This is a genomic window from Sphingomonas asaccharolytica NBRC 15499 (assembly GCF_001598355.1).
Taxonomy (GTDB): Bacteria; Pseudomonadota; Alphaproteobacteria; order Sphingomonadales; family Sphingomonadaceae; genus Sphingomonas; species Sphingomonas asaccharolytica.
This window is the reverse complement of record NZ_BCYU01000076.1, coordinates 1-21338: the sequence shown is the minus strand read 5'-3', so window position 1 is coordinate 21338 and position 21338 is coordinate 1. Positions and strand designations below refer to the sequence as shown.

Below are 21338 nucleotides of genomic sequence, written 5' to 3'. Positions count from 1 at the left end.
AAAAGGTGCCCATCGCCCGGCCGGAGATGGCCATCGCACTGTTCTGACCGCCTTTGCGCTCCGACCAGGGCTTGAGCGGAATCCAGGCGATGCCGCTATTCTGGCCGGAACCCGCAAAGCTGAATCCATTGACGGTGAAGACGCCTTCGACGTTCGCTTTCTCATCCTGCAGAAAATGGTTGCGGACGAGGTCGAGCCCCTTGGCCGTACGACTGGTGGTCGCGCCCGACGGTCCCTGGACGATCGCGATGACATAGCCCTGGTCCTCCTCAGGAAGGAAGCCGGTCGGCAACCGCCAGAACAGCAGGCCCATGCCGATCACGACGAGCGCGTAGATCAGCATCGAGCGCTTCCAGCCGCGCGCCGTCGACCGCACACCCTTTTCATATCGGACCCGGCCACGATCGAACTTGTCGTTGAACCAGCGGAAGAAACGCGCGAGCAGGCCGTTGCCTTCCTCTTTGTGCGGGTCGTGTGGTTTCAGGATGGTGGCGCACAAAGCCGGTGTCAGGATCAACGCGACCATCACCGACAAGGCCATCGCCGACACGATCGTCAGCGAAAACTGCCGATAGATCACGCCGGTCGATCCGCCAAAGAATGCCATCGGCAGGAACACTGCCGACAGGACCAGGCCGATCCCGACCAGCGCGCTGCTGATCTCGTCCATCGACTTGCGCGCGGCATCCTTGGGGCTCAGCCCCTCGGTGGTGATCAGGCGTTCGACATTCTCGACCACGACGATCGCGTCGTCGACCAGCAGGCCGATCGCGAGCACCATGCCGAACAGGGTCAGCGTGTTGATGCTGAACCCGGTCAGCGCCATTACCCCGAACGTCCCCAACAGCACCACCGGCACGGCGATCGTCGGGATCAGCGTGGCCCGGAAGTTCTGGAGGAACAGGAACATCACCAGGAAGACGAGGACCACCGCCTCGACCAGCGTCTCGACGACATGCTCCACCGACAGCCGCACGAACGGCGTGGTGTCATAGGGGTAGATGACCTTTACGTCGGACGGGAATTGCTTGGCGACGGCATCGACCTGCTCTTTGACGGCGGTCACCGTGCTCAGCGCATTGGCACCTGGTGCCAGCTTGATGCCGATACCGGTCGCAGGCTTCCCGTTATATTCCGCGTTGAAGCCGTAATTCTCCGCGCCCAGTTCGACGCGCGCGACGTCGCCCAGCCGCACGACCGATCCGTCGGCGCCGCTCTTCAGCCGGATCTGCGCAAATTGCTCGGGCGTGTTCAGGCGCGACTGCACTGACACCGTAGCGTTGAGCATCTGCTCCTTGGGCGCCGGCAATCCGCCGACTTGACCGGCCGAGACCTGCGCGTTCTGCGCGCGGACCGCGGTCATCACATCGGTCATCGTCAGCGCGTAATTGTTGAGCTTGAGCGGATCGACCCAGATCCGCATCGCATATTGCGAGCCGAACAATTGCGTGTCGCCGACGCCGTTAACCCGGCTCAGCGGATCCTGCACCTTCGAGGCGACGATATCGGCAAGGTCCTTGCCGTCATGCGCGCCATTTTCCGAATAGAGACCGATGAACATCAGAAAGTTCTGGGTCGCCTTGGCGACCTGGATGCCTTGCTGTTGAACTTCCTGCGGCAGGAGCGGCGTCGCCGCCTGCAGCTTATTCTGGACCTGGACCTGCGCGATGTCCGGATTGGTACCCTGTTCGAAGGTCAGCGTGATGGTGACGGTGCCGGCCGACGAGGACGAGGACGAGAAGTAGCGAAGGTGGTCCAACCCCTTCATCTGCTGCTCGATGATCTGGGTCGTCGTATTCTCGAGCGTCTGCGCGTCCGCACCCGGATAGGTCGCGGTGATCGAGATGGAGGGCGGCGCGATGCTGGGAAATTGCGCGATCGGCAACGAGCGGATCGCGATGACGCCGGCCAGCATCAGGACGATCGCGATCACCCAGGCGAAGATCGGCCGGTCGATGAAAAAGCGTGACATGGACGATTACTTCGCCTGAGCCTGGCCCGGCTGCTGCGGCGCAGCGGGCTTGGCATTGGGATTCCACGGCTGCGGCGTGACCGGCATGCCGGGGCGCAGCATCATCGCGCCCTCGACGATCACCTTGTCGCCGGGTTTGAGCCCGCTGGTGACCAGCCAGGCATCGCCGACGACGCGCTCGGTCTTGATCACCCGCGGCTCGACCTTGTTGCCTTGACCGACGACCAGCGCGGTCGCATTGCCGCGCTCGTCACGGCCGACCCCACGCTGCGGCACCAGCATGCCCTGAAGCTGCGTTCCCTGCGCCAGTTGCGCGCGGACATACATGCCCGGCTGCAACAGCCCATTGGAATTGGTGAATTGCGCGCGGATCGTCTGTGAGCCGGTATTGGCATCGACCGTCACGTCGGCGAAGCGCAGCGTGCCTTCGGGCCCATAGGTCGACCCGTCCTCGAGCTTCAATTTGACGCGCGCCTGTCCTTCGCTCGCGACCTGTCCCGACAGGATCTGCTGCCTGAGCTTGAGCAGGTCGGAGCTCGATTGCTGGATGTCGACGTACATCGGATCGAGCCGCTGGATCGTGGTCAGCGCATTCGCCTGCGACGCGGTGACCAGCGCACCAATGGTGTAGACCGACCGGCCGATCCGCCCGCTGATCGGCGCGCGGACAGTGGTGCGGCCAAGATCGATCGTGGCGCTGCGCAGCGCCGCCTGCTGCGCGGCGACATCGGCGCGCGCCTGTTGGGCACTGGTCAGCGCATTCTCGTAATCCTGGCGCGAAATCGCGTTGATCTTGACGAGCTCGCCATAACGACGCGCGAGCGCCGCGCTCGACGCGATGGCGGCCTGAGCCCGGGCGAGCGCCGCCCGCGCATTCGCGACTTGCGCCTGATAGGGTGCGGGGTCGATCCGGTAGAGCGCCTGGCCCTTGGCGACCATGTCGCCTTCCTGGAACAACCTGGCGAGGATGATTCCGTTGACTTGAGGCCGCACGTCCGAGGTTTCATAGGCCGTGGTCCGGCCAGGGAGCTCGGTGGTCAGCGTCACCGGCTGCTCCTTCACGATCACATACCCGACCGGCGGCGCGCTTTGGGCCGGCGGCTGTTGCCCGCCCTGCCCGCAGGCGGCAAGCGACACGAGAGCAAACGCGGGGAGCGCGTTACGAATAAATGACATGCTAATCTCGCCGGGCTATGGTATGTGAGTGAACGTTCACTCACAGTAAATGCTGCTACTGCGAACAACTGATGTAAGTCAAGCCGAGGATTGAAGAATGTCGACGATGTTGGACTGCTGGGGCCTGTTGCCCACCGCTCCCGTTGGACGGGCGGCGGAGCGTCGGCAGCTCATTCTCGACACGTCGCGCCGCCTGTTCATCCAGAATGGATTCCACGGAACGGGCGTGGCCCAGATCGCCGTCGCCTCCGGTATCAAGGTCGGCCAGATCTATCGCGATTTCTCCTCGAAGGAGGATATCATTGCCGCGATCGCCTTTCGCGACCTCTCGCAATTCCTCGATGAAGCCACGTTGCAACGAGCGATCGATGCCGGCGACATGGCAGCGATCCGCCAATGGATCCTGGCCTTCGTGACGTATGACGAGGACGTCGAAGGCTATCGGCTGATGCCCGAAATCATGGCCGAATCCTCGCGCAATCCTCGCGTCGCGAGGTTGCAGGAAGACATCAGCGCCAGCGTGAAGAGCGCGCTGGTGGCAGCGTTGACGGCATGGGCACCGGGCGCGGACCGAGAGGCTGCGCGCGCGGAGCTGGCCGATCTGATCGTGACACTGGGCGGCGGGCTGTGTCAGTCGATCGTGATGGAGGCGTTGCGCGGCCGCGATTATCTTCCGCTGTGCGAGCGGCTGCAAGCGATCGTCAGCCGCGAACTCGAACTGATCCGCGATTCGGAGAGCTGGCCGCGCCTGTCGGTCTAGCCAGTCCGGGTCTTGCGACGGCCGGGCGGATACCTGCGCACGCTTCGACCGCCGTCTAAAATATTTTCAACGCCGATGTCGATTTTCGAGTCCTTCGCTCGTCGTTCGGATGCCGCTCCCCAAGAGACGGCGTCAACGAGGAGGCAGGACGATGCGTACAACGAGGTTCCCGAACACCGCCGGCGGCAATGAAAGCGGCTCCTTTGCGGCATTGAAAAGAACGGCCAGGTCGTTGGGTAAGTTTGCCGCCAGGCTGATGGTCACCGCGCCCGCTTTGTTCGCCGTATCGGCCGGCACCGCCGCGGATCAGATCACATCCTATCCGCGCATGGCCCCTGTCGGTGCCTATTTGATGGACCGCGGCCAGGAAATCGCGCTGGCGAGAAGCGCCGCGCCCGAGTCCATTTCCAAGCACGCGACCATCCTGGTCTTGACCCGCTCCGGTTATGAAACCGCCGCCACGGGCAGCAACGGCTTCGTCTGCATGGTGTCTCGCGGTTTCAGCGGCGCGCCGGATTGGCCCGAACGCTGGAACCCGAAGATCCGCGCGGCCGAATGCCAGAACCCGCAGGCGGCGCGATCGGTAGCGCCGCTCGCCAAACTCCGTACCGCCATGACGCTTGCCGGCCGGACCGATGCGGAGATCATTGCGCGCATCAAGACCGCGCTACGCACCGAGGAGATTCCGCCGCTGGCGCCGGGCGCGATGTCGTACATGATGTCGAAATTCTCTTATCTGTCCGATGATGGCGATCACGACATGCCGCACGTCATGTTCTTCATCCCGTTCAAGAATGGCGACAATTGGGGCGCCAACGCGGCTGGATCGCCGATTTTCGGCGGCAACTACTGGTTCGCGACGCCGGATCACGCGGCGGAAACCGCGACCCTCCCACCTTTGTCGGTCCTCCTGCTGGGGGTGTGTAGCTGGTCCGACGGCACGCCCGCGCCGACGCACCAGATGTAGGCGCGCCTCGGGGACCGTCGCCGGCGCGCGTCTGCTCGCCCTCCGGTTGCGGCCCCCTGCCCGCGCCGCTAAGCCCCGCGCATGTCGCATGGCGCCCCGCTTACGCTTTACAACAGCCTGTCGCGCTCGCTCGAGCGTTTCGAGCCGATCGATCCCGCCAATGTACGCGTCTATTCGTGCGGGCCGACGGTCTATAATTACGCGCATATCGGCAATCTGCGCGCCTATGTCTTCACTGACACGCTGAGCAGGGTGCTGACGTGGAAGGGTTACCCCATCACCCACGTCATCAACATCACCGATGTCGGGCATCTGACCAGCGACGCCGATGCCGGCGACGACAAGATGGAAGCGGCCGCGCGCAAAAACTCGACGAGCATCTGGGATATCGCCGCGCATTACACCGCGGCGTTCAAGCAGAACCTCAAGGACCTCAACATCCGCGAGCCGTCGCGCTGGTCGGTCGCCACCGATCACATCCAGGAGATGATCGCGTTCGGCGAGAAGATCGCCCCCAAACATTGCTATCAGCTCGATAGCGGCCTCTATTTCGACGTCTCGACGGTGCCCGATTACGGCCGGCTGGCGGGCGCGCAGGAGGATGTTCGAGAGGGCCGGATCGACACGGTCGAGGGCAAGCGCCACCCGCAGGATTTCGCGATCTGGCGGGCGTCGGCGCCTGGCGAGAACCGTCAGATGGAGTGGGATTCCCCCTGGGGCCGCGGCGCGCCGGGCTGGCACCTCGAATGTTCGGTGATGAGCGAGAAATATCTCGGCTCGCCGTTCGACATCCACACCGGCGGGATCGACCATCGCGAGATCCACCATCCTAACGAAATCGCGCAGAACCAGGCCTATTGCGATTGTGACGACACCGGCGCGCGCTGGTGGATGCACAACAATTTCCTGGTCGAGCGTGCCGGCAAGATGTCCAAATCGTCGGGCGACTTCCGCACGTTGCAAAAGCTGATCGACGCCGGCGTCCACCCGCTTGCCTATCGGCTGATGTGCCTGTCTGCGCATTACCGGTCGGAACTCGAATTCAGCGAGGAGAACCTCGCCGCCGCACTCACTCGGCTCAAGCGGCTGGCGATCACCGTCGGCCAGCTCCGCGATCGCCCGGAGGCGCTGTCGGCGGGATCGGCGTTGGCCTATCGCGAGCGGCTCGACGAGGCAGTGTCGGATGACCTCAACACGCCCAAGGCTTTGGTCGTGCTCGACGAGTTGCTTGGCGACAAGAAAGTTGCGCCCGCCGATCGCCTCACAGCGCTCGCCGATTTCGATGCGGTGCTGGGGCTCGATCTTGCCGGCCTCAGGCGCGAGGATTTGCGCGTCCGCCCGGCCACCGCGGACTTCGCCGAGGCCGACATCGCCGCACGGCTCGCCGAGCGGCGCGACGCGCGCGCGGCCAAGGACTTCGCCCGCTCCGACGCGATCCGCGACGAACTCGCCGCGCAAGGGGTCGAGGTGATGGACGGCGACCCGCTCGGTTGGGATTGGCGACCGACGCTCGCTTGAAAGCCCGCGTCAGGCGGCTAAGCTCCCGCTTCGGACAATCAGAATCGGGGATGGGCGATGCGGGGACGCGTGCTGGGATGGGATAATTCGGTCAGCCAGGGGCAGATTTCGGGCGAGGACGGACAGCGTTACACTTTCGCACGGCCCGACTGGCGCGAAAGCTATTGGCCGGCACGCGGCCAAGTCGTCGATTTCGAGGCCAACACTGACCGCGCCGGCAACATCTATGTGCTGCAGGGCTCAGGTACCGGCGCGGTGGTGGGATCCAAGGACAAGGTAGCGGCCGCGCTGCTCGCCTTCTTCCTGGGGTGTTTCGGCGCGCACAAATTCTACCTCAACAAGACTGGCGCCGCAGTGACCATGTTGTTGTGCGGGACGATCGGCTGGCTGCTCGTCCTGCCCGGCCTGATCATCGCGATCATCGCCTTCATCGAATTCATCATCTATCTCGTCATCGACGATACCGAGTTCCAACGGCGCTATGTCCAGGGCAACCAATCATGGTTCTGACGGCGTGAAAGCACTCTTGCCCGCTTTGGCGCGCCCGCTGCTCGAACCGCACTTGCCGACCGGGCTGGACGTGGCCTGGTTCGCGTCACCGGCCGAGGCCAATGCGATGATCGCCGATGCCGATATCGCCTGGGCCGACATGCAGCCGACCAGCCTGACCGCGGAGGCGATCCGCCATGGCGAGCGGCTGAAATGGGTGTCGACCATCTATGCCGGACTCGACGCCTTCCCGCTCGAGCTGATGCGCGAGCGCGGCACGATGCTGACCAACGGCGTCGGGATCAATGCGCTCGCGGTCGCCGAATATGCCGTGATGGGCGTACTCGTCGCCGCCAAGCGCTTCGACGAGGTGGTCCGCGCGCATGACCGCCACGAATGGCCCAAGGACGCGCCGGGCAAGGTCGAGTTGTTCGAGACGACCGCGCTGATCGTCGGTATGGGCGTGATCGGCAAACTGATCGCGGCGCGGCTGGAGGCGTTCGGCGTCGAGGTTACCGGCGTCACGCGATCGGGCCGCGACGGGACGCTGACGCCCGACCAATGGCAGGAAAGGATCGGCGAGTTCGACTGGGTGATCCTCGCCGCGCCCTCGACCGACGAGACCAAGGCGATGGTCGGCGCCGCCGAGCTCGCGCGAATGAAGCCCTCGGCCTGGCTGATCAACATCGCGCGCGGCGACATGATCGACGAGGAAGCGCTGCTTGCCGCGCTCCACAGCCGCAAGGTCGCCGGCGCGTTTCTCGACCCCACCCATCCCGAGCCACTGCCCGCCGATCACCCCTTATGGTCGGCACCCAATTGCATGGTCACAATGCATTTGTCTGGCCGCAGCCAGACCAAGATGTTCCCCCGCGCCGCCGCCTTGTTCCTGCGCAACCTCGACGCGTTCGTGAACGGCCGACCAATGGAGAATGTGGTCGATTTAGTGCTGGGGTATTGAGGTAACAGCACAAGCTTTCGGCATACCCTCCAACCTGCAATCTACGTTACCGGTTCCGGTCGCTCCACCGTTACAAGCGCATCACGGCGTTAGTGTGGTATGAGTGCCTGCTACGCCTTCGATTGCGGAAGGCCGCATCCCAATGCGGCGCCTGATCCATTCGCGTAGCGGTTCTTCGTACCAGAAGAATATCGCGACAGATCCACTAATCAGTATCGGATATTGGAGCACGACTACAGTCTTGGATGTGCCCAGCAAAGTGGTCACGGCGAAATGCACGGGCTGATGCATGAGATAGAGAGAATAACTCGCGCCGCCTAGGACGACAAGCGAACGGATACTTAGAACTCGCGCGAAGAGTGAATTGTTTTCATTGGCGACGCACAATATCAGGAGAGCCGCCATAGCGGTAGCGAAGGCCGCGACGTGCGGAGAACCGGTGAGGCACAATCCGATAACCAAAGCGATGGCGGGGAGCCAAGACGGTATTGGAAGCCGAATGCCGCGTAGGCTCATCTCCGCGGCGCAGATTCCAATGATGAACTCCGGCAGACGCAGAATCGGGATGGGCGCCCAATGCATCCAGCCGAACATGACCTGCCTGTTATCCACGACCTGTGAACTGGCAGTAACAAGATCAAAGCCGATTGCCGTAGCGACGATCGCAATCAACCATCGCGTACCGGTGGCTTTAAGCGCCCCCGAGAGCAATGGAAAACACAGATAAAAGAAAAATTCGACTGATAAGGTCCAGCTAGGCATGTTCCAATTCGACCAGTCCTGCGCACCATTGGGAATCCACCGGTGGAGCAAAAAGAACTGCGGCAGATCGCCCCAACCGCCAGGCACTATAAATGGAAACATTGCGAGCACGGCCAAAACGTAAACCGGATATAATCTGGCAAAGCGTGCGACAGCGAAGCGTTTTATCTCGTCGCCGCTCAAAATTCTTCCGCGATAGGTGAACTGCAAGATGAATCCCGACAGCACGAAAAAGAAGGTAACGCCCAGATAGCCGTTCAATAGCAATGTTTTTACGGGAACGGGTACATGTGCGTTTGCCGACATCCATGACGCGCCGGAATGAAATACAACCACCGCTAGCGCAGCGAAAAACCTGATGCTGGTAAGCGGCTCGATCAGGCGGATGTCGGGTTTTTCGGATGACATTCCGCCCCTTATCGGCTCTTGCCGCGTGCTTCAACAGCGTAGGGGAAAACGACGCACCGCTCGTGCCGCGCTGGCAAGCGGTTCAAAATCGGTTCCCAAGCGCTCACCGCAACGGCACATACCGATTATGTCCATGGCGGGTTGTCGACCTTTCAACGACCGCCGTCCTTCCCCGCGATGCCCCCCGGGACGGCTTTCGCCGGCAAGTGCCGCTAACCTGCCATACCCATCTGTCCGACCGCTACGCCCCATAGCGCGCTCAGGCCGGCGCGGTTTGCTTCGCCACCTTCTCGAACGCGTCGAGCACCGTCGCGATCAGCGCCTCGGGCAGATTGTGACCCATCCCCGGCACTTCGGTGATTTGCGCGCCCGGGATCGTCGCGGCAGTATCGCGCCCTGCCTCGACCGGTACGAGCGGATCGTCGGCGCCATGGATCACCATTGTCGGCGCCTTGATCGTCGCGATCGCCGCGCGGCGGTCGCCATTCGCTACTACGGCGGCGAGCTGGCGCCCAGGTCCTGCTGGATAGTGCATGCGATCGAAGTCGCGTTCGACGCGCGCCCGCATCACGTCCTCCGAGACCGGATAGCTCGGGCTACCGATGATCTTTTCGGCGCGGAGGCCGTGCGCGATCATCGTCTCGCGGTCATTGCCGGTCGGGCGTGAGGTCAGCACCGCCATCGCCTCGGGCTTCGACGGCGGCAAGCCGGGATTGCCGGTCGACGACATGATCGAGGTCAGCGACAGCACCCGGTCGGGATATTCCGCCGCGACTAATTGCGCGATCATTCCGCCCATCGACGCCCCCATGATGTGCGCCCGCCGGATGTCGAGCGCGTCGAGCAAGCCGACGGCATCGGCGGCCATGTCGTTGAGCGAATAGGGCACGTCGGGCTTTTGTCCGATCATCATCGCGCCGATCAGCGCGGGCAGCTCGGGCACCGGCGCGCCGTCGAACTTGGTCGACAGGCCGATATCGCGATTGTCATAGCGGATCGCGAAATACCCGCGCGAAACCAGATCCTCGACGAACGGCAACGGCCAGCGCGTCAGCTGCGCCCCCAGACCCATGATCAGCAGTACCGCCGGATCGGTCGGTTCGCCGAAGGTCTCGTATTCGATCTCGATACCGTTGGCCTGTGCCTTCATCCGGATTTCCTCTCATCGCTCACCGCCATCATATGCGCATCGATCACCGCGTCGATGGTCTTGTCGTCGACATGCAATTGCCCATCGATGATCAGCATGGCGAGACCGTGTGCCAGCGACCAGGATTGCAGCGCGAAGATACGCGGCTCCATTCCCGGCGGGGCGAGCCTTGCGGCATTCTCCATCAGGAAGCGCATCGCATTATCGGGGGAATCGGCGAGCTCGACCCTTTTGCCGGTGGGCGGATTGGCGAAGATCAGGCGGAACAAGGCGGTGTGGAGCAGCGCGAAACGGACATAGGCAGCGCCGGTCGCATTGAATCCCGCAACCCCGCCGCCCGCGGCGTCATAGGCGGCGTGCTGCACCTGGCTGAGCATATCGAGCCCCCGGGCAGCGAGCGCTGCCATCAACGCCGACTTGTCGGGGAAATGGCGGTAAACAGCGGTCGCGCTGACCCCGACACCGCGCGCGACCTCGCGCAGCGACAGGTCCTCGGCATCGCGCGCCGCGAGCAGACGCAACCCCTCGGCGATCAACGCCGCGTGCAAGTCGCCATGATGATAGGAGGACTTCGCCACTACTCCCTGCTTCTTCCGTTCACGATCAAATCCATGTTGACACTGTTACCATGATCGATATGTTGACGCCATAAACATCGAGTCGGAGACCAGTCATGGCGAGCGTGATCGAAAATGCAATCCGGGGCACTGTCACCAAGGGCATCGGCGTGGTCGCCGAATTCAACCGCAAGCGCATGCCCGATCAGGACCATCCCTTCCTGACCGGCATCCACCGGCCGATGGATCGCGAAGTCACGCTGGAGGATCTGCCGGTCACCGGCACGATCCCGGCGGAACTCGATGGCCGCTATCTGCGGATCGGTCCGAACCCCGCCAAGCCCGAGGCCAAGGGCTATCACTGGTTTGTCGGCGACGGCATGGTCCATGGCATCGCGCTGAAACAGGGCAAGGCCTTGTGGTATCGCAATCGCTGGATCCGGTCGAAGCAGGTCGCGACGGAAACCGGCATGCCGGCGGCGCCCGGCCCGCGCCACGCGAGCTTCGACACGGTCAACACCAACGTGCTCGGCATCGCCGGGCGCACCTGGGCTTTGGTCGAGGCGGGCAGCTATCCGGTCGAACTGTCCGATACGCTCGACGAGCAAACCTACAATCCGTTCGACGACACGTTGCTGGGCAGCTTCACCGCGCATCCGCATCTCGATCCCAGGACGGGCGAGAACCACGCCATCTGCTATGAGGCGACCCAGCCCGATCTCGTCCGCCACGTCGTGATCGATCGCGACGGCAGGGTCGTCCGCGAGCTGCCGATCAAGGTCCAGCATGGCCCCTCGATCCACGACTGCGCGATCACCGACCGCTATGCGCTGATCCTCGATCTGCCGGTCACCTTCTCGATGAAGGCGCTGATCGGCGGGCACGGTTTCCCCTATCGCTGGAACCCCGATCACCAGGCACGAGTTGGCCTGCTGCCGCGCAATGGCGGTGAGGACGAGATCATCTGGGTCGATTGCCCGCAAACTTATATCTTCCACGTCGCCAATGCCTATGACACCGCCGACGGGAAGGTCGTGCTCGACGCCTGCGTCTACGACACGATGTTCGCCGAGGCGACCGGCGGGCCATCGGGCACCTCGCTAGGGCTGGAGCGCTGGACGATCGACCCGGTCGCGAAAGCAATCGACCGCCGCACCATAGACGCAAGCGCGCAGGAATTCCCGCGCCCCGACGAGCGTTTCTTCGGCCAAGCCTATCGCTATGCCTATACGATGGCGCTGCCCGCCAAGGACGAGTTCGTGACTAGCGCGACCAAGCTCTACAAGCACGATCTCGAGGCCGGAACCCGCGAGGTCCACGAGTTCGGCGATGGTCGCCTTCCGGGCGAATTCGTGTTCGTGCCGCGCGATGACAATGCGCCCGAAGGCGATGGCTGGATGGTCGGGCTGGTGATCGACCTGCCGCACGAGACGACCGATCTGGTGATCCTCGACGCCACGCGCTTTGCCGAGCCGCCGGTCGCCAGCATCCGCATCCCGCACCGCGTACCGCCGGGCTTCCATGGCAATTGGGTGGCGAACGGGTGAGGTAGCGCGGGCGCTGCCGTGCCCGAGTCAATGGAAGGCGGGCGGGGTTTACCGATCCGCTCCGCCTTCAAGAGTAGAGACAAGTCCCGCCGACACTCAATCGAGTTGAAGTCTCAATTTCCGCAGCAGACGCGCGAGTTCTGCGCGCTCGTTTCGATCGAGGCCGTCCACTGTCCGCTCGGCCGCGCTGAAATGAGCGGCGATCGCTTCGTCGATCAGCTGCACGCCCCGGTCTGTGAGCATCGCCACGAGCGACCGGCGGTCGATCTCGTCATGGGTCCGCGAAATCAATCCGCGCTGTTCCAATCTGTTGAGACACGCCGTCATCGCACCGGACGTCAGCAGCACGGATTTCCTAAGGGCTGTTGGGCTCAAGCGATAAGGCGCACCCGACCGCCGCAGCGTGGCCAGCACATCGAGTTCGGTGTAGCCAATTCCATATGCCCGAAGCCGCTCGCCGGCCCGCGCCTGGAGCAGCCCGCCTAGATGCAGCAGGCGGCCGACCACCGCCATCGCCGATACGTCGAGATCCGGCCGCTCGCGCGCCCAATCACGGAGCAATTGATCGACGATATCCTCGTTCGCGGGAGCGGGCGCTTGCTCAGCCATATACAACAATCTTTATATCAAGTATCTTGACATGAAGATATATATTGGAGTGCAATCGACCGCAAGCCATCCTGCGGGGGGACTGTCATGCGATCGATTCGAATGCTCGCCTTGTTAGCGTTGGCGCCGTTCTCTCAGGTGATGCCCGCTTCGGCGCAGCCGGCGACGAGCGATCGGATCGTGATCGAGCAGGGAAATGTGACGCTCCCGACCGGCGAGAGCGTCCGCTATGAGATCGGCACGCTCTATGTGCCCGAGAATCGCAGGAAGCCGGCGAGCCGCCGCATCGGCATCGGCTTCGCGCGGATCAAGGCACCCCACCCAACCGGCGCGCCGCCGATTTTCTGGCTTCCCGGCGGCCCTGGCCTGAGCGTGCTCGGCACCTTCACCGACAAGAGCGAGGGCGCGCAAAGCCGTCTGCGGTCGTGGCTGACCTTCGGCGCGGCGGGCGACCTCGTGGTGATCGAGCAACGCGGCTATACCAGCCGCGGCGAGATGCTCGTCGAAACGGCCGATGCCTCCCCGCTCGACAAGCCGGCCTCGGTCCAGGCCGATACCCGCGCGATGCAGGCGCTCGCCCGGCGGGCGGTCGTGCATAATCCCGACAAGGACTTGTCCGGCTACACGATCGACGCGTTCGCGGCGGATGTCGACGATCTGCGGCGAGCACTCGGCTATGACAAGATCAGCCTGTTCGGCGGCAGTTTCGGCTCGCAATGGTCGCTTGCCGTGATGCGCTTCCATCCCGAGATCGTCGCCCGTGCCGTGCTCTCGTCGGTCGAACCGCTGAACAACGGGTTCGACATGCCGTCGCACGTCTTCGCCGCACTCCAGCGCATCGCCTATGACGCCGACCGCGATCCTGGTCTTGCGCCTTATCTGCCCAATGGCGGGATGATGGCAGCGATACGCGCCCTGCATCAGCGCTTCGCCACGGGGCCGATCCGGGTGACTATCCGCGACGATGCCGGAAAGGCACAGACGGTCGTACTCGGCGCGCAAGATTTGCAGCTCGCTTTGTTGGCACATACCGACGAGGCGGAGCATTGGCCGGCCTTCATCCTGTCGCTTTATTACGGCCATTACGATGCCTGGACGCGCCAGACGATCGAAGATCGGCGGGCGGGACCGGTGAAGCTGATCGGGCCGCTCGCAGACAGCAGCCTGGGCGTCACGGCGGATCGCGAGCATCAGATGCGGACCGATCCCGCGGTGGACTTGCTGGGCACCTGGAATTTCGAGGCGAACCTGGTATCGGCGCCCGACTGGCCGACGCCCGACATGGGCGACGCGGTGCGACGTCCGCGCGTGACGCCGATCCCGGTCGTGTTCGTGCACGGCGACTGGGACACGTCAACGCCGATCGAGAACACGCTCGGTCTGCTGCCCTATTTCCCCAATGGCCATGCCATTCTCGTCCACCGCGCCGGGCATGACGGCACCTTTTACCAGTTACGCGAGAGCCCCGCCGCCAAGCAGGCGATCTACGACTTCCTCCGCACCGGAGAAACGAAGGAGTTACCGACAGAGGTGTCGCTGGCGGCGCCGAGGTTCGAAGTCCCCGACTTTGCGCCGCCTACCCGACCGCGGCGATGACTGCTTGCTTACCGCGCACCGAGCGGAGGCCGGCGCGACCCTGCTCGCCGGCCGACTTGCAAACGCTCGTCGCGTCAGATTTGCGCGAACCCGCCATCGACGAAGACTTCGCCGCCGGTCATGAAGCTGCTGTCCGAGGAGGCCAGGAAAGCTGCTACCGCACCGATTTCCGAGGGATCGCCGATATGGCCGATCGGCGTGCCCGATCCCATCTCGATCATCGCCTCGCGACCGACCGCCTCTTCGGCAAGCTCGGTCAAAGTCGGTCCGGGTGACAATACGTTCACGCGAATGCCGGTGCCGCGCAAATCCTGCGCCCAGCTACGGGCAAAGTTGCGCACGGCGGCTTTCGTCGCGCTGTAGATGCTGAAGGCAGGCGTCCCCATCACACCGGCGGTCGAACCGGTCAGAATGATCGAGCCGCCCGGCCCCATCAGGGGTAGCCCGGTCTGAACCGTAAACAGCACGCCTTTGACGTTGATATCGAACGCGGCGTCATATTGCTCCCGAGTAATCTGGCCGAGCGGTACCAGTTCGCCGAACCCGGCATTGGCCATCAGGATGTCGAGGCCTCCGCGCTCTGCCTTCACGGTCGCGAACAACCGATCGAGATCGGCCTGATCGGTAACCGAACCCTGCACCACGCGGGCGTTCGGCTCCAGCGCAGCGGCCGCTTTGTCGAGCGGCTCCTGCCGGCGTCCGAAGATATAGACGAAGGCGCCTTCCTCGATGAAGCGTCGTGCTGTGCCCAAGCCGATACCCGTGCCGCCACCCGTCACGACCGCCGTCTTGCCATCCAGTCTTTTCATGTCTCGTGCCTTTCAAATTAAAGCTGGCACGTAACTGGCGAAGCACCCACCTATCGACAAGTATGCACCTTTTGGTAAGTATGGAATTATGTCGACCAATCCATCCTGCGTCCCCGGTTTCTCCTGCGGCCTCGACGCCACGCTTCGCGTCATCGCGGGCAAGTGGAAGCCGCTGATCATCTATTTCCTGATCCAGGGGCCCAATCGCTATGGCGAGCTCAAGCGCGCGGTCCGCGGGGTCAGCGACAAGATGCTGATCCAGCAACTGAAGGAGCTGGAAGCCGATGGCATCGTCACACGCAACGATCACCGGGAAGTGCCGCCGCGCGTCGATTATACGCTCACCCCGCTTGGCCACAGCCTGGCGGATGCCCTGACGCCGCTGTGCAATTGGGGCAGCGAAAATATGGACACGGTCGCACAGATTTTCGCCGAACGCGCGACTTGGAGCGACGAGCAACGCGCATGATAGTGATCTCGCGCAAATCGGCCGGCCCGGACGGCTCATCCCACTAGCGAACAACGCTTTTGGCGGTAGGATGCCTTATGCGACCCCGCCTCTCTCGAGCCGTCTTCTGTCGACGAGATCCGATCTCCGCTCGGTGGGTTGAAGAGTGACCGCACCGGAACTGTCTCCGGCCGCACAGCGGATCGTCATCTGGCTGGGCGAAACAGGGACGCGCTGGGGACTGCCGGCTGTTGCCTGCCGAGTTCATGGCTTACTCTATCTGACCGCCCGGGCCCTCCCCGCGGCTGCCATCGCCCAGGCGTTGGCGCTGGATAACGCCGAGACGGCACAAGCGCTCGACTGGCTCCGGGCGCAGGATTTGGCCGGGAGGACGGACGCCGGCTGGACGACCGGGATCGACCCCTGGGCGCTGATGACCCAGACGCTGGAAAAACGGCGCGCGCTCGAACTGCGCGAAGCGCGCGCGGTCATCGACCAATGGCGCGCCGAGTGCAACGGCGAGAATCCGGTGGTCAGGCAGCAGGCCAAGCGCCTCTTCGATCTCGTCGATGACCTTGCCGTGATCGATGCACGCGTAAGCAACCTTTCGCCGGTAGCGACGCGACAGTTGATCAGCCTGGGCGGGCGCGCGGCACGGTTGTTCGACAGGACGATCGGAAGGGGACGACGATGAGCCAGGCAGGCGGCGCGGCGCATGGCAGCTTCAAGGTCAACTCGCTGTCCGAGCTGGACAAAGCCGACGCGGTTTCTGGACGGGTTCGCTGGGACGGGCCGCGCTCGATCTGGAACACGTCGATGTTGCTCGCCGCCTTTGTCCTCGGCCCGCTGACCTTCAGCTGGAGCGCTTTGGCGATTTTCCTAGTCACCGCGGGCGTTACGCTGTGTGCGGGTCACTCGGTCGGCTTCCATCGGCGGCTGATCCATCGCAGCTTCGACTGCCCGAAATGGCTGGAGCGAGTCCTGGTGTGGTTCGGCACGGCGGTCGGCATGGGTGGTCCGATCTGGACGATCCGCCTGCACGACAGCCGGGATTGGGCGCAGCGTCAGCCCGATTGTCACTGGTTCCTGCGCCACGCAAAACCGCTCTTGCTCGACGGCTTCTACTATCTGAACTTCCGCCTGGAATTGACGCGCCCGCCCAAGTTCGATCCCGGGCCGGGGATCGCGGACGATGGCTTCTATCGCTTCCTCGATCGCTACTGGATATGGCAACAGGTGCCGATCGCAATCCTGCTCTACGCGCTCGGCGGACTTCCGTGGCTGGTCTGGGGCGTGTGCGTCCGGGTGGCGGCGTGCACGACGATGCACTGGTTCATCTCCTATTTCGCCCACACGCGTGGGCCACAGGATTGGACAGTCGATGGCGCGGTGATCCAGGCCTATAACGTTCCGCTGCTGGCCATCCCGACCATGGGCGAGAGCTGGCATAGCAATCACCACGCATTCCCCGCCTCCGCGCGTCACGGTCTTTATCCGGGGCAGATCGATCTGGGGTATCGGTTCATCCAGTTGCTGGAATGGGTCGGGCTGGCTCGTGACGTGAAGTTGCCCGCGTATCTACCGCCGCGGCCGGGCATCACGCCCGTCACCGGACGCGCGCTGAGCATCGCCGCGCCCGGTCAGGCCGACCTCGCCGAACGCGAGATCGCCGAATGAACGACCCGTTGCCCGACTTTCGCGCGAAACACGGTCTTGCCGGTCCAACCGCGTCGCATTGGCATCTGCGCGTCGGGCCGGCGACCCTTCGATTACCCAACTTCGCCTGGCGCCAGGCAGCGATCGACGCGCACGACCTGCATCACGTGATGACCGGCTATCCGCTCACGATGCGCGGCGAGATTCAACTTGCGGCATGGGAATGGGGCGCCGGGCGGTACCCCGATTGGCGCGCGACGGCGTTTTGCGCGCCCCTCATCGTGATGGGTGTCATGCTTATGCCCAGGCGGACTTGGAGCGCGTTCCGTCGCGGGAGAACCAGCCGAAGCCTTTACCCGACAAAGGCGCCGCTCCGGCCAGCACCGTCGCTGACGATCAAGGCCATTACCGGTGAAGCGCGGACGAAGGAACGCTAAGGCCAATATGTCGGAAAAGGCAGACTTGGTTAGGGAAACCCAAGTCCTTTCGGTAACGGAAGCTCTGGTCTTTGGCCTCAGGCCTGAGAATCGGAATCCCTACCAGCGGTAGGACAAGGTCATGGTGGCGGCGTTTGCGATCGGCGTGGCGCGGGTCCATTGGCGGAGATAGCCGAGGTCGAGCCGGACTTTGCGCATGAGCGGAATCTGGACGCCGATCGATTCGCGGATGCGTTCGTAGCCGGCGCGCTGGCCGCCCCAGCGGTCGAGGTTGAAGAACCCCTCCGCCCCCGCAACCAACGCGGGTCCGTCGCGGCGCAGCGGCAGCGTCAGGCGCAATTGCGAGCGCACGCGCCAGCCGAGCCCCGGCGTCGCCTCGCGCCAGCGCTGTTCGGTCCTGAGCCGCCCGCCGATCCTGACCGGCCCGATCCGCGCGACATCGTCCAGGCTGATCTCCTCGCGCAGCCGCTGTTCGACCAGCGACGCATGGTCGGCATAAGCGGTCTTGTACACATAACCGGCCCAGAGCGTCGCGTGATCGTCGAGGCGCCGACCGACCGCGACCGATGCGACCCATTCGTAGAGCCCGCCATCGCCGAACCGCGCGATGCCATCCACCGATCCGCGCCAGTCGCCGCCGAGCGAGCCGCTGGCGCCCGCGCCGGTCCACAGCTCTTCCTTCGCGCATGCCTCTCCTGGCAAGGCGATCGCGGCGGCGAGCAGGGCGACACGCAAAGTCATCACGCCTCAATGCCAGAGTTCGCCAAGCGGCGCATCAAAATGGATGGCGTGCTGGCGAGCTCAGGGCGAATTAGGCAGCGAGATTCTCGGCCGCAGCGGCGATCCGTTGGCCTTGCACCGAGAAGGACCGGAAAGTGATCGACCACCGGCATCGCTCGATCGGGGCGATGCTGTGCTCCCAATCGTGCCGGACCTCTCCCGACAAATGGTAGAGCTCGCGCGGCTCGAGCGGGACGTTGACGCGGCGCCAGCGATCGCCGTCGCGGCGGCGGAACCGCATCGTCGCCGGCGCGCCGAGCGAGATACCGACGACCTGGTCGTAGATCGGGCGATCGCGGTGCCAGCCGATCCCCGCGCCAGGATCGTAGCGCAGCAGCAGCGCCTGGACGAGCGCGTCAGGTGCCAGTCCGGCGGCAGCGGCGGCGCGATCGCGGATCGGCAGCAGCCAATCGGGCAGCGGCTCGCCCCGGCCGAGCTCACCCGACTGGAAATCATATTGCCAGCCGAAACTATGGGTGAGGCGCTTGCCGGTCCATTGCTGGAAGCGGAACGGGGCGAGCTCGACCGCGTCGATCGCGGCGATCAGCGCGCGCTCCTCGGCCGGCGTCAAGAGATCGGGCCGGGTGCCCAAGCCCGGCACGGCGGGCGTATCGAACAGATCGGGAGTCACGCAGCCGATATGTGAACAATCAGGGAACATGCAAGACGCCGGATGACCCGCCGGCGTCCGAATACGTCACGGAATCGGGCGGCGGTGCCCGGGAACGTAAGGTACGTCCTTGAGGTAATCGAGCATTTCGCGAATGCGGTCGATATCCCGACTCTCGTCATCGGGCTGGTCTTGGAACAAGGATCCCAGCATCTCTCTAAGCCACGCCATCATGCCTCCTCCATTAGGTATCGTTCGGACCTAACTGGGAGAACGTGGTTAACATCGGATAACCGGTGAACGTTTCTCATTCCCATATTGGAAGAGAGGCGGGAAGCGCGGCGATCAGGCCGCCCGATTTTTCCTTTGTTGCGGCTGTGGGCGTTTCGGCGCATGGGACTGGCCCGTTTTACCGTTAGCAAAGTGACGATCATGGCCGCCAAATGGGCCCCCGATAGCTGGACCTCGCACGAGGCGCGCCAGTTGCCCAATTACCCCGACGCCGCAGCGCTGGCCGCCGCGACGAAGCAGCTGACCAGCTATCCGCCGCTGGTCTTTGCCGGAGAGGCGCGCAATCTGACCACCGACCTGGCGCGTGTGGTCGAGGGCAAGGCATTCCTGCTCCAGGGCGGTGATTGCGCCGAGAGCTTTGCCGAATTCCACCCCAACAACATCCGCGACACATTCCGCGTGATCCTGCAGATGGCAGTGGTGCTGACCTTCGCGTCGAAGCTGCCTGTGGTGAAGCTCGGCCGCATGGCGGGGCAATTTGCCAAGCCGCGCTCGACCGATACCGAGACGATCGATGGCGTCGAATTGCCGAGCTATCGCGGCGACAATGTCAACGACATCGCCTTCACGCCCGAGGGCCGCACGCCCGACCCGCAGCGGATGATCCAGGGCTATTCGCAATCGGCGGCGACGCTCAACCTGCTGCGCGCGTTCGCGCAGGGCGGGTACGCGAACCTGCACCAGGTGCATCGCTGGACCCACGATTTCCTCGGCTCGAGCCCCTGGGCCAAGAAGTACGCTGAGACCGCCGACCGGATCGGCGAGGCGCTCGAATTCATGGAAGCGTGCGGGATCAATCCCGACACCGTGCCGCAGCTCGGCCAGACCCAATTCTACACCAGCCACGAGGCATTGCTGCTCCAATACGAGCAGGCGATGACGCGGCAGGACAGCCTGACCGGCGATTGGTACGACACCAGCGCGCATTTCCTGTGGATCGGCGACCGGACGCGCTTCGACGGATCGGCGCATGTCGAGTTCCTGCGCGGGATCGGCAACCCGATTGGCCTGAAATGCGGACCGAGCCTGGAGCCCGACGTGCTGCTGCGCTTGCTCGACACGCTCAACCCGGCGCGGGTGCCCGGCCGCATGACGCTGATCACGCGCTATGGCCATGACAAGATCGAGGCCGGGCTGCCGAAGCTGGTCCGAGCGGTGAAGCGCGAGGGCCATCAGGTGATCTGGAGCTGCGACCCGATGCACGGCAACGTCATCAAGGCCGCCAATGGCTACAAGACGCGCCCGTTCGAGCGCATCCTGGCCGAGGTCCGCGGCTTCTTCGCCGTGCACCGCGCCGAAGGCACCTTCGCCGGCGGCATCCATGCCGAGATGACCGGGCAGAACGTCACCGAATGCACCGGCGGCGCGGTCGATGTGACCGAGCAAAGCCTGGCGGACCGCTATCACACGCATTGCGACCCGCGGTTGAATGCGGGACAAAGCCTGGAGTTGGCGTTCCTGCTGGCCGAGATGCTGAACGATGAGTTGCGGCAGCGACGGGCGGAGGCGGCTTAGAGGGCGTTTTTAGCCTGCGGCGATCGGGCAGCCTGGGATTAGGCGCCGGGTGATCGATTCCGGTCCACCTGCGATGGCATCGATCGAAAACGGATACTGCCCGACGACAATGTCGCAATATTATCGACGTAGGCGGATTCGACCGCGCCTCCTAGCCTCTCCCAATTAACGCGCAACGACGATTGAGGCGCGCACTCGCTGAGCGCTGGCTCTTACGTCGGCGGGAGGCTAGATGTTTGGTCCCGGGATTTGATGGGTCGGATCTGACGTGAATCGGTTGGGCTCGAGAGCCCACGCTTTGCAGATGGCTTCGTAGGGTG

22 protein-coding genes are annotated in these 21338 nt (G+C 63.9%); 12 read left to right on the top strand and 10 right to left on the bottom strand.

What is annotated here, in order from left to right; genetic code table 11:
- Positions 1 to 1972 (bottom strand): efflux RND transporter permease subunit (locus tag SAS01S_RS17520; RefSeq protein WP_157082883.1); only part of this gene is annotated, 1972 nt, incomplete at its 3' end.
- A 6-nt stretch (positions 1973 to 1978) separates the two neighbouring features.
- A complete protein-coding gene (locus tag SAS01S_RS17515) occupies positions 1979 to 3148 on the bottom strand; it encodes an efflux RND transporter periplasmic adaptor subunit (RefSeq protein WP_066811618.1) in 1170 nt (389 codons plus the stop codon).
- 97 nt (positions 3149 to 3245) lie between these two features.
- On the opposite strand from SAS01S_RS17515, the gene SAS01S_RS17510 reads away from it, so the two are divergent.
- The 5 genes from SAS01S_RS17510 (at position 3246) to SAS01S_RS17490 (ending at position 7843) form a co-directional block, all read left to right on the top strand.
- Entirely contained in the window at positions 3246 to 3908 is a 663-nt protein-coding gene (locus SAS01S_RS17510; protein ID WP_066811616.1) for a TetR/AcrR family transcriptional regulator, read from the top strand.
- 151 nt (positions 3909 to 4059) lie between these two features.
- Positions 4060 to 4875: a hypothetical protein gene (locus tag SAS01S_RS17505; RefSeq protein WP_218016327.1), complete on the top strand. Its 816-nt coding sequence runs from the start codon at positions 4060 to 4062 to the stop codon at positions 4873 to 4875.
- A gap of 81 nt (positions 4876 to 4956) precedes the next feature.
- Positions 4957 to 6393, top strand: a complete 1437-nt coding sequence (cysS, locus tag SAS01S_RS17500; protein ID WP_066811612.1) for a cysteine--tRNA ligase — start codon at positions 4957 to 4959, stop codon at positions 6391 to 6393.
- 57 nt (positions 6394 to 6450) lie between these two features.
- Positions 6451 to 6903, top strand: a complete 453-nt coding sequence (locus SAS01S_RS17495; protein ID WP_066811610.1) for a TM2 domain-containing protein — start codon at positions 6451 to 6453, stop codon at positions 6901 to 6903.
- A 4-nt stretch (positions 6904 to 6907) separates the two neighbouring features.
- Positions 6908 to 7843, top strand: a complete 936-nt coding sequence (locus SAS01S_RS17490) for a D-2-hydroxyacid dehydrogenase (protein WP_066811608.1) — start codon at positions 6908 to 6910, stop codon at positions 7841 to 7843.
- 81 nt (positions 7844 to 7924) lie between these two features.
- Here SAS01S_RS17490 and SAS01S_RS17485 read toward each other — a convergent pair whose 3' ends face one another.
- From SAS01S_RS17485 to SAS01S_RS17475, 3 genes are all read right to left on the bottom strand, one after another.
- Entirely contained in the window at positions 7925 to 9013 is a 1089-nt protein-coding gene (locus tag SAS01S_RS17485; RefSeq protein ID WP_066811606.1) for an acyltransferase family protein, read from the bottom strand.
- 259 nt (positions 9014 to 9272) lie between these two features.
- A complete protein-coding gene (locus SAS01S_RS17480) occupies positions 9273 to 10163 on the bottom strand; it encodes an alpha/beta fold hydrolase (RefSeq protein ID WP_066811602.1) in 891 nt (296 codons plus the stop codon).
- Positions 10160 to 10741, bottom strand: coding sequence for a TetR/AcrR family transcriptional regulator (locus SAS01S_RS17475; protein ID WP_066811600.1), 582 nt, complete (start codon positions 10739 to 10741; stop codon positions 10160 to 10162). The genes SAS01S_RS17480 and SAS01S_RS17475 overlap by 4 nt, the downstream gene beginning before the upstream one ends.
- Before the next feature lie 95 nt (positions 10742 to 10836).
- Here SAS01S_RS17475 and SAS01S_RS17470 point away from each other — a divergent pair, with 95 nt between their 5' ends.
- Positions 10837 to 12267, top strand: coding sequence for an 8'-apo-carotenoid 13,14-cleaving dioxygenase (locus tag SAS01S_RS17470; protein WP_066811598.1), 1431 nt, complete (start codon positions 10837 to 10839; stop codon positions 12265 to 12267).
- 96 nt (positions 12268 to 12363) lie between these two features.
- Here SAS01S_RS17470 and SAS01S_RS17465 read toward each other — a convergent pair whose 3' ends face one another.
- Positions 12364 to 12876 (bottom strand): MarR family transcriptional regulator, encoded by a 513-nt coding sequence (locus SAS01S_RS17465; RefSeq protein WP_066811596.1) that lies wholly within the window; start codon positions 12874 to 12876, stop codon positions 12364 to 12366.
- A gap of 87 nt (positions 12877 to 12963) precedes the next feature.
- Between SAS01S_RS17465 and SAS01S_RS17460 the strand changes: the two genes are divergently transcribed.
- Positions 12964 to 14472: an alpha/beta hydrolase gene (locus SAS01S_RS17460; protein WP_066811594.1), complete on the top strand. Its 1509-nt coding sequence runs from the start codon at positions 12964 to 12966 to the stop codon at positions 14470 to 14472.
- 74 nt (positions 14473 to 14546) lie between these two features.
- On the opposite strand, the gene SAS01S_RS17455 is transcribed toward SAS01S_RS17460, so the two are convergent.
- Entirely contained in the window at positions 14547 to 15281 is a 735-nt protein-coding gene (locus tag SAS01S_RS17455; protein WP_066811592.1) for an SDR family NAD(P)-dependent oxidoreductase, read from the bottom strand.
- Between the two features lie 88 nt (positions 15282 to 15369).
- On the opposite strand from SAS01S_RS17455, the gene SAS01S_RS17450 reads away from it, so the two are divergent.
- The 4 genes from SAS01S_RS17450 to SAS01S_RS17435 all read left to right on the top strand — a co-directional run bounded on the left by SAS01S_RS17450 (position 15370) and on the right by SAS01S_RS17435 (position 17822).
- A complete protein-coding gene (locus SAS01S_RS17450; protein WP_066811590.1) occupies positions 15370 to 15750 on the top strand; it encodes a winged helix-turn-helix transcriptional regulator in 381 nt (126 codons plus the stop codon).
- A gap of 145 nt (positions 15751 to 15895) precedes the next feature.
- Entirely contained in the window at positions 15896 to 16423 is a 528-nt protein-coding gene (locus SAS01S_RS17445) for a hypothetical protein (RefSeq protein WP_157082881.1), read from the top strand.
- Positions 16420 to 17406, top strand: a complete 987-nt coding sequence (locus tag SAS01S_RS17440) for an acyl-CoA desaturase (RefSeq protein WP_066811586.1) — start codon at positions 16420 to 16422, stop codon at positions 17404 to 17406. Before SAS01S_RS17445 ends, SAS01S_RS17440 begins: the two co-directional genes overlap by 4 nt.
- Positions 17403 to 17822 carry a hypothetical protein gene (locus tag SAS01S_RS17435; RefSeq protein WP_066811584.1) on the top strand — a complete coding sequence of 140 codons (420 nt, stop codon included), beginning with the start codon at positions 17403 to 17405 and terminating at the stop codon, positions 17820 to 17822. The genes SAS01S_RS17440 and SAS01S_RS17435 overlap by 4 nt, the downstream gene beginning before the upstream one ends.
- A 99-nt stretch (positions 17823 to 17921) precedes the next feature.
- Here the strand turns inward: SAS01S_RS17435 and SAS01S_RS17430 are convergent, their stop codons facing one another.
- From SAS01S_RS17430 to SAS01S_RS22635, 3 genes are all read right to left on the bottom strand, one after another.
- Positions 17922 to 18563 carry a DUF2490 domain-containing protein gene (locus SAS01S_RS17430; protein WP_066811583.1) on the bottom strand — a complete coding sequence of 214 codons (642 nt, stop codon included), beginning with the start codon at positions 18561 to 18563 and terminating at the stop codon, positions 17922 to 17924.
- A 70-nt stretch (positions 18564 to 18633) separates the two neighbouring features.
- Complete coding sequence (locus SAS01S_RS17425; protein WP_066811580.1) at positions 18634 to 19263, bottom strand: alpha-ketoglutarate-dependent dioxygenase AlkB; 630 nt, start codon at positions 19261 to 19263, stop codon at positions 18634 to 18636.
- A 36-nt stretch (positions 19264 to 19299) separates the two neighbouring features.
- A complete protein-coding gene (locus SAS01S_RS22635; protein ID WP_157082880.1) occupies positions 19300 to 19446 on the bottom strand; it encodes a hypothetical protein in 147 nt (48 codons plus the stop codon).
- A 198-nt stretch (positions 19447 to 19644) separates the two neighbouring features.
- Between SAS01S_RS22635 and SAS01S_RS17420 the strand changes: the two genes are divergently transcribed.
- Positions 19645 to 21018, top strand: a complete 1374-nt coding sequence (locus SAS01S_RS17420; RefSeq protein ID WP_066811620.1) for a class II 3-deoxy-7-phosphoheptulonate synthase — start codon at positions 19645 to 19647, stop codon at positions 21016 to 21018.
- Positions 21019 to 21338: the final 320 nt, after the last annotated feature.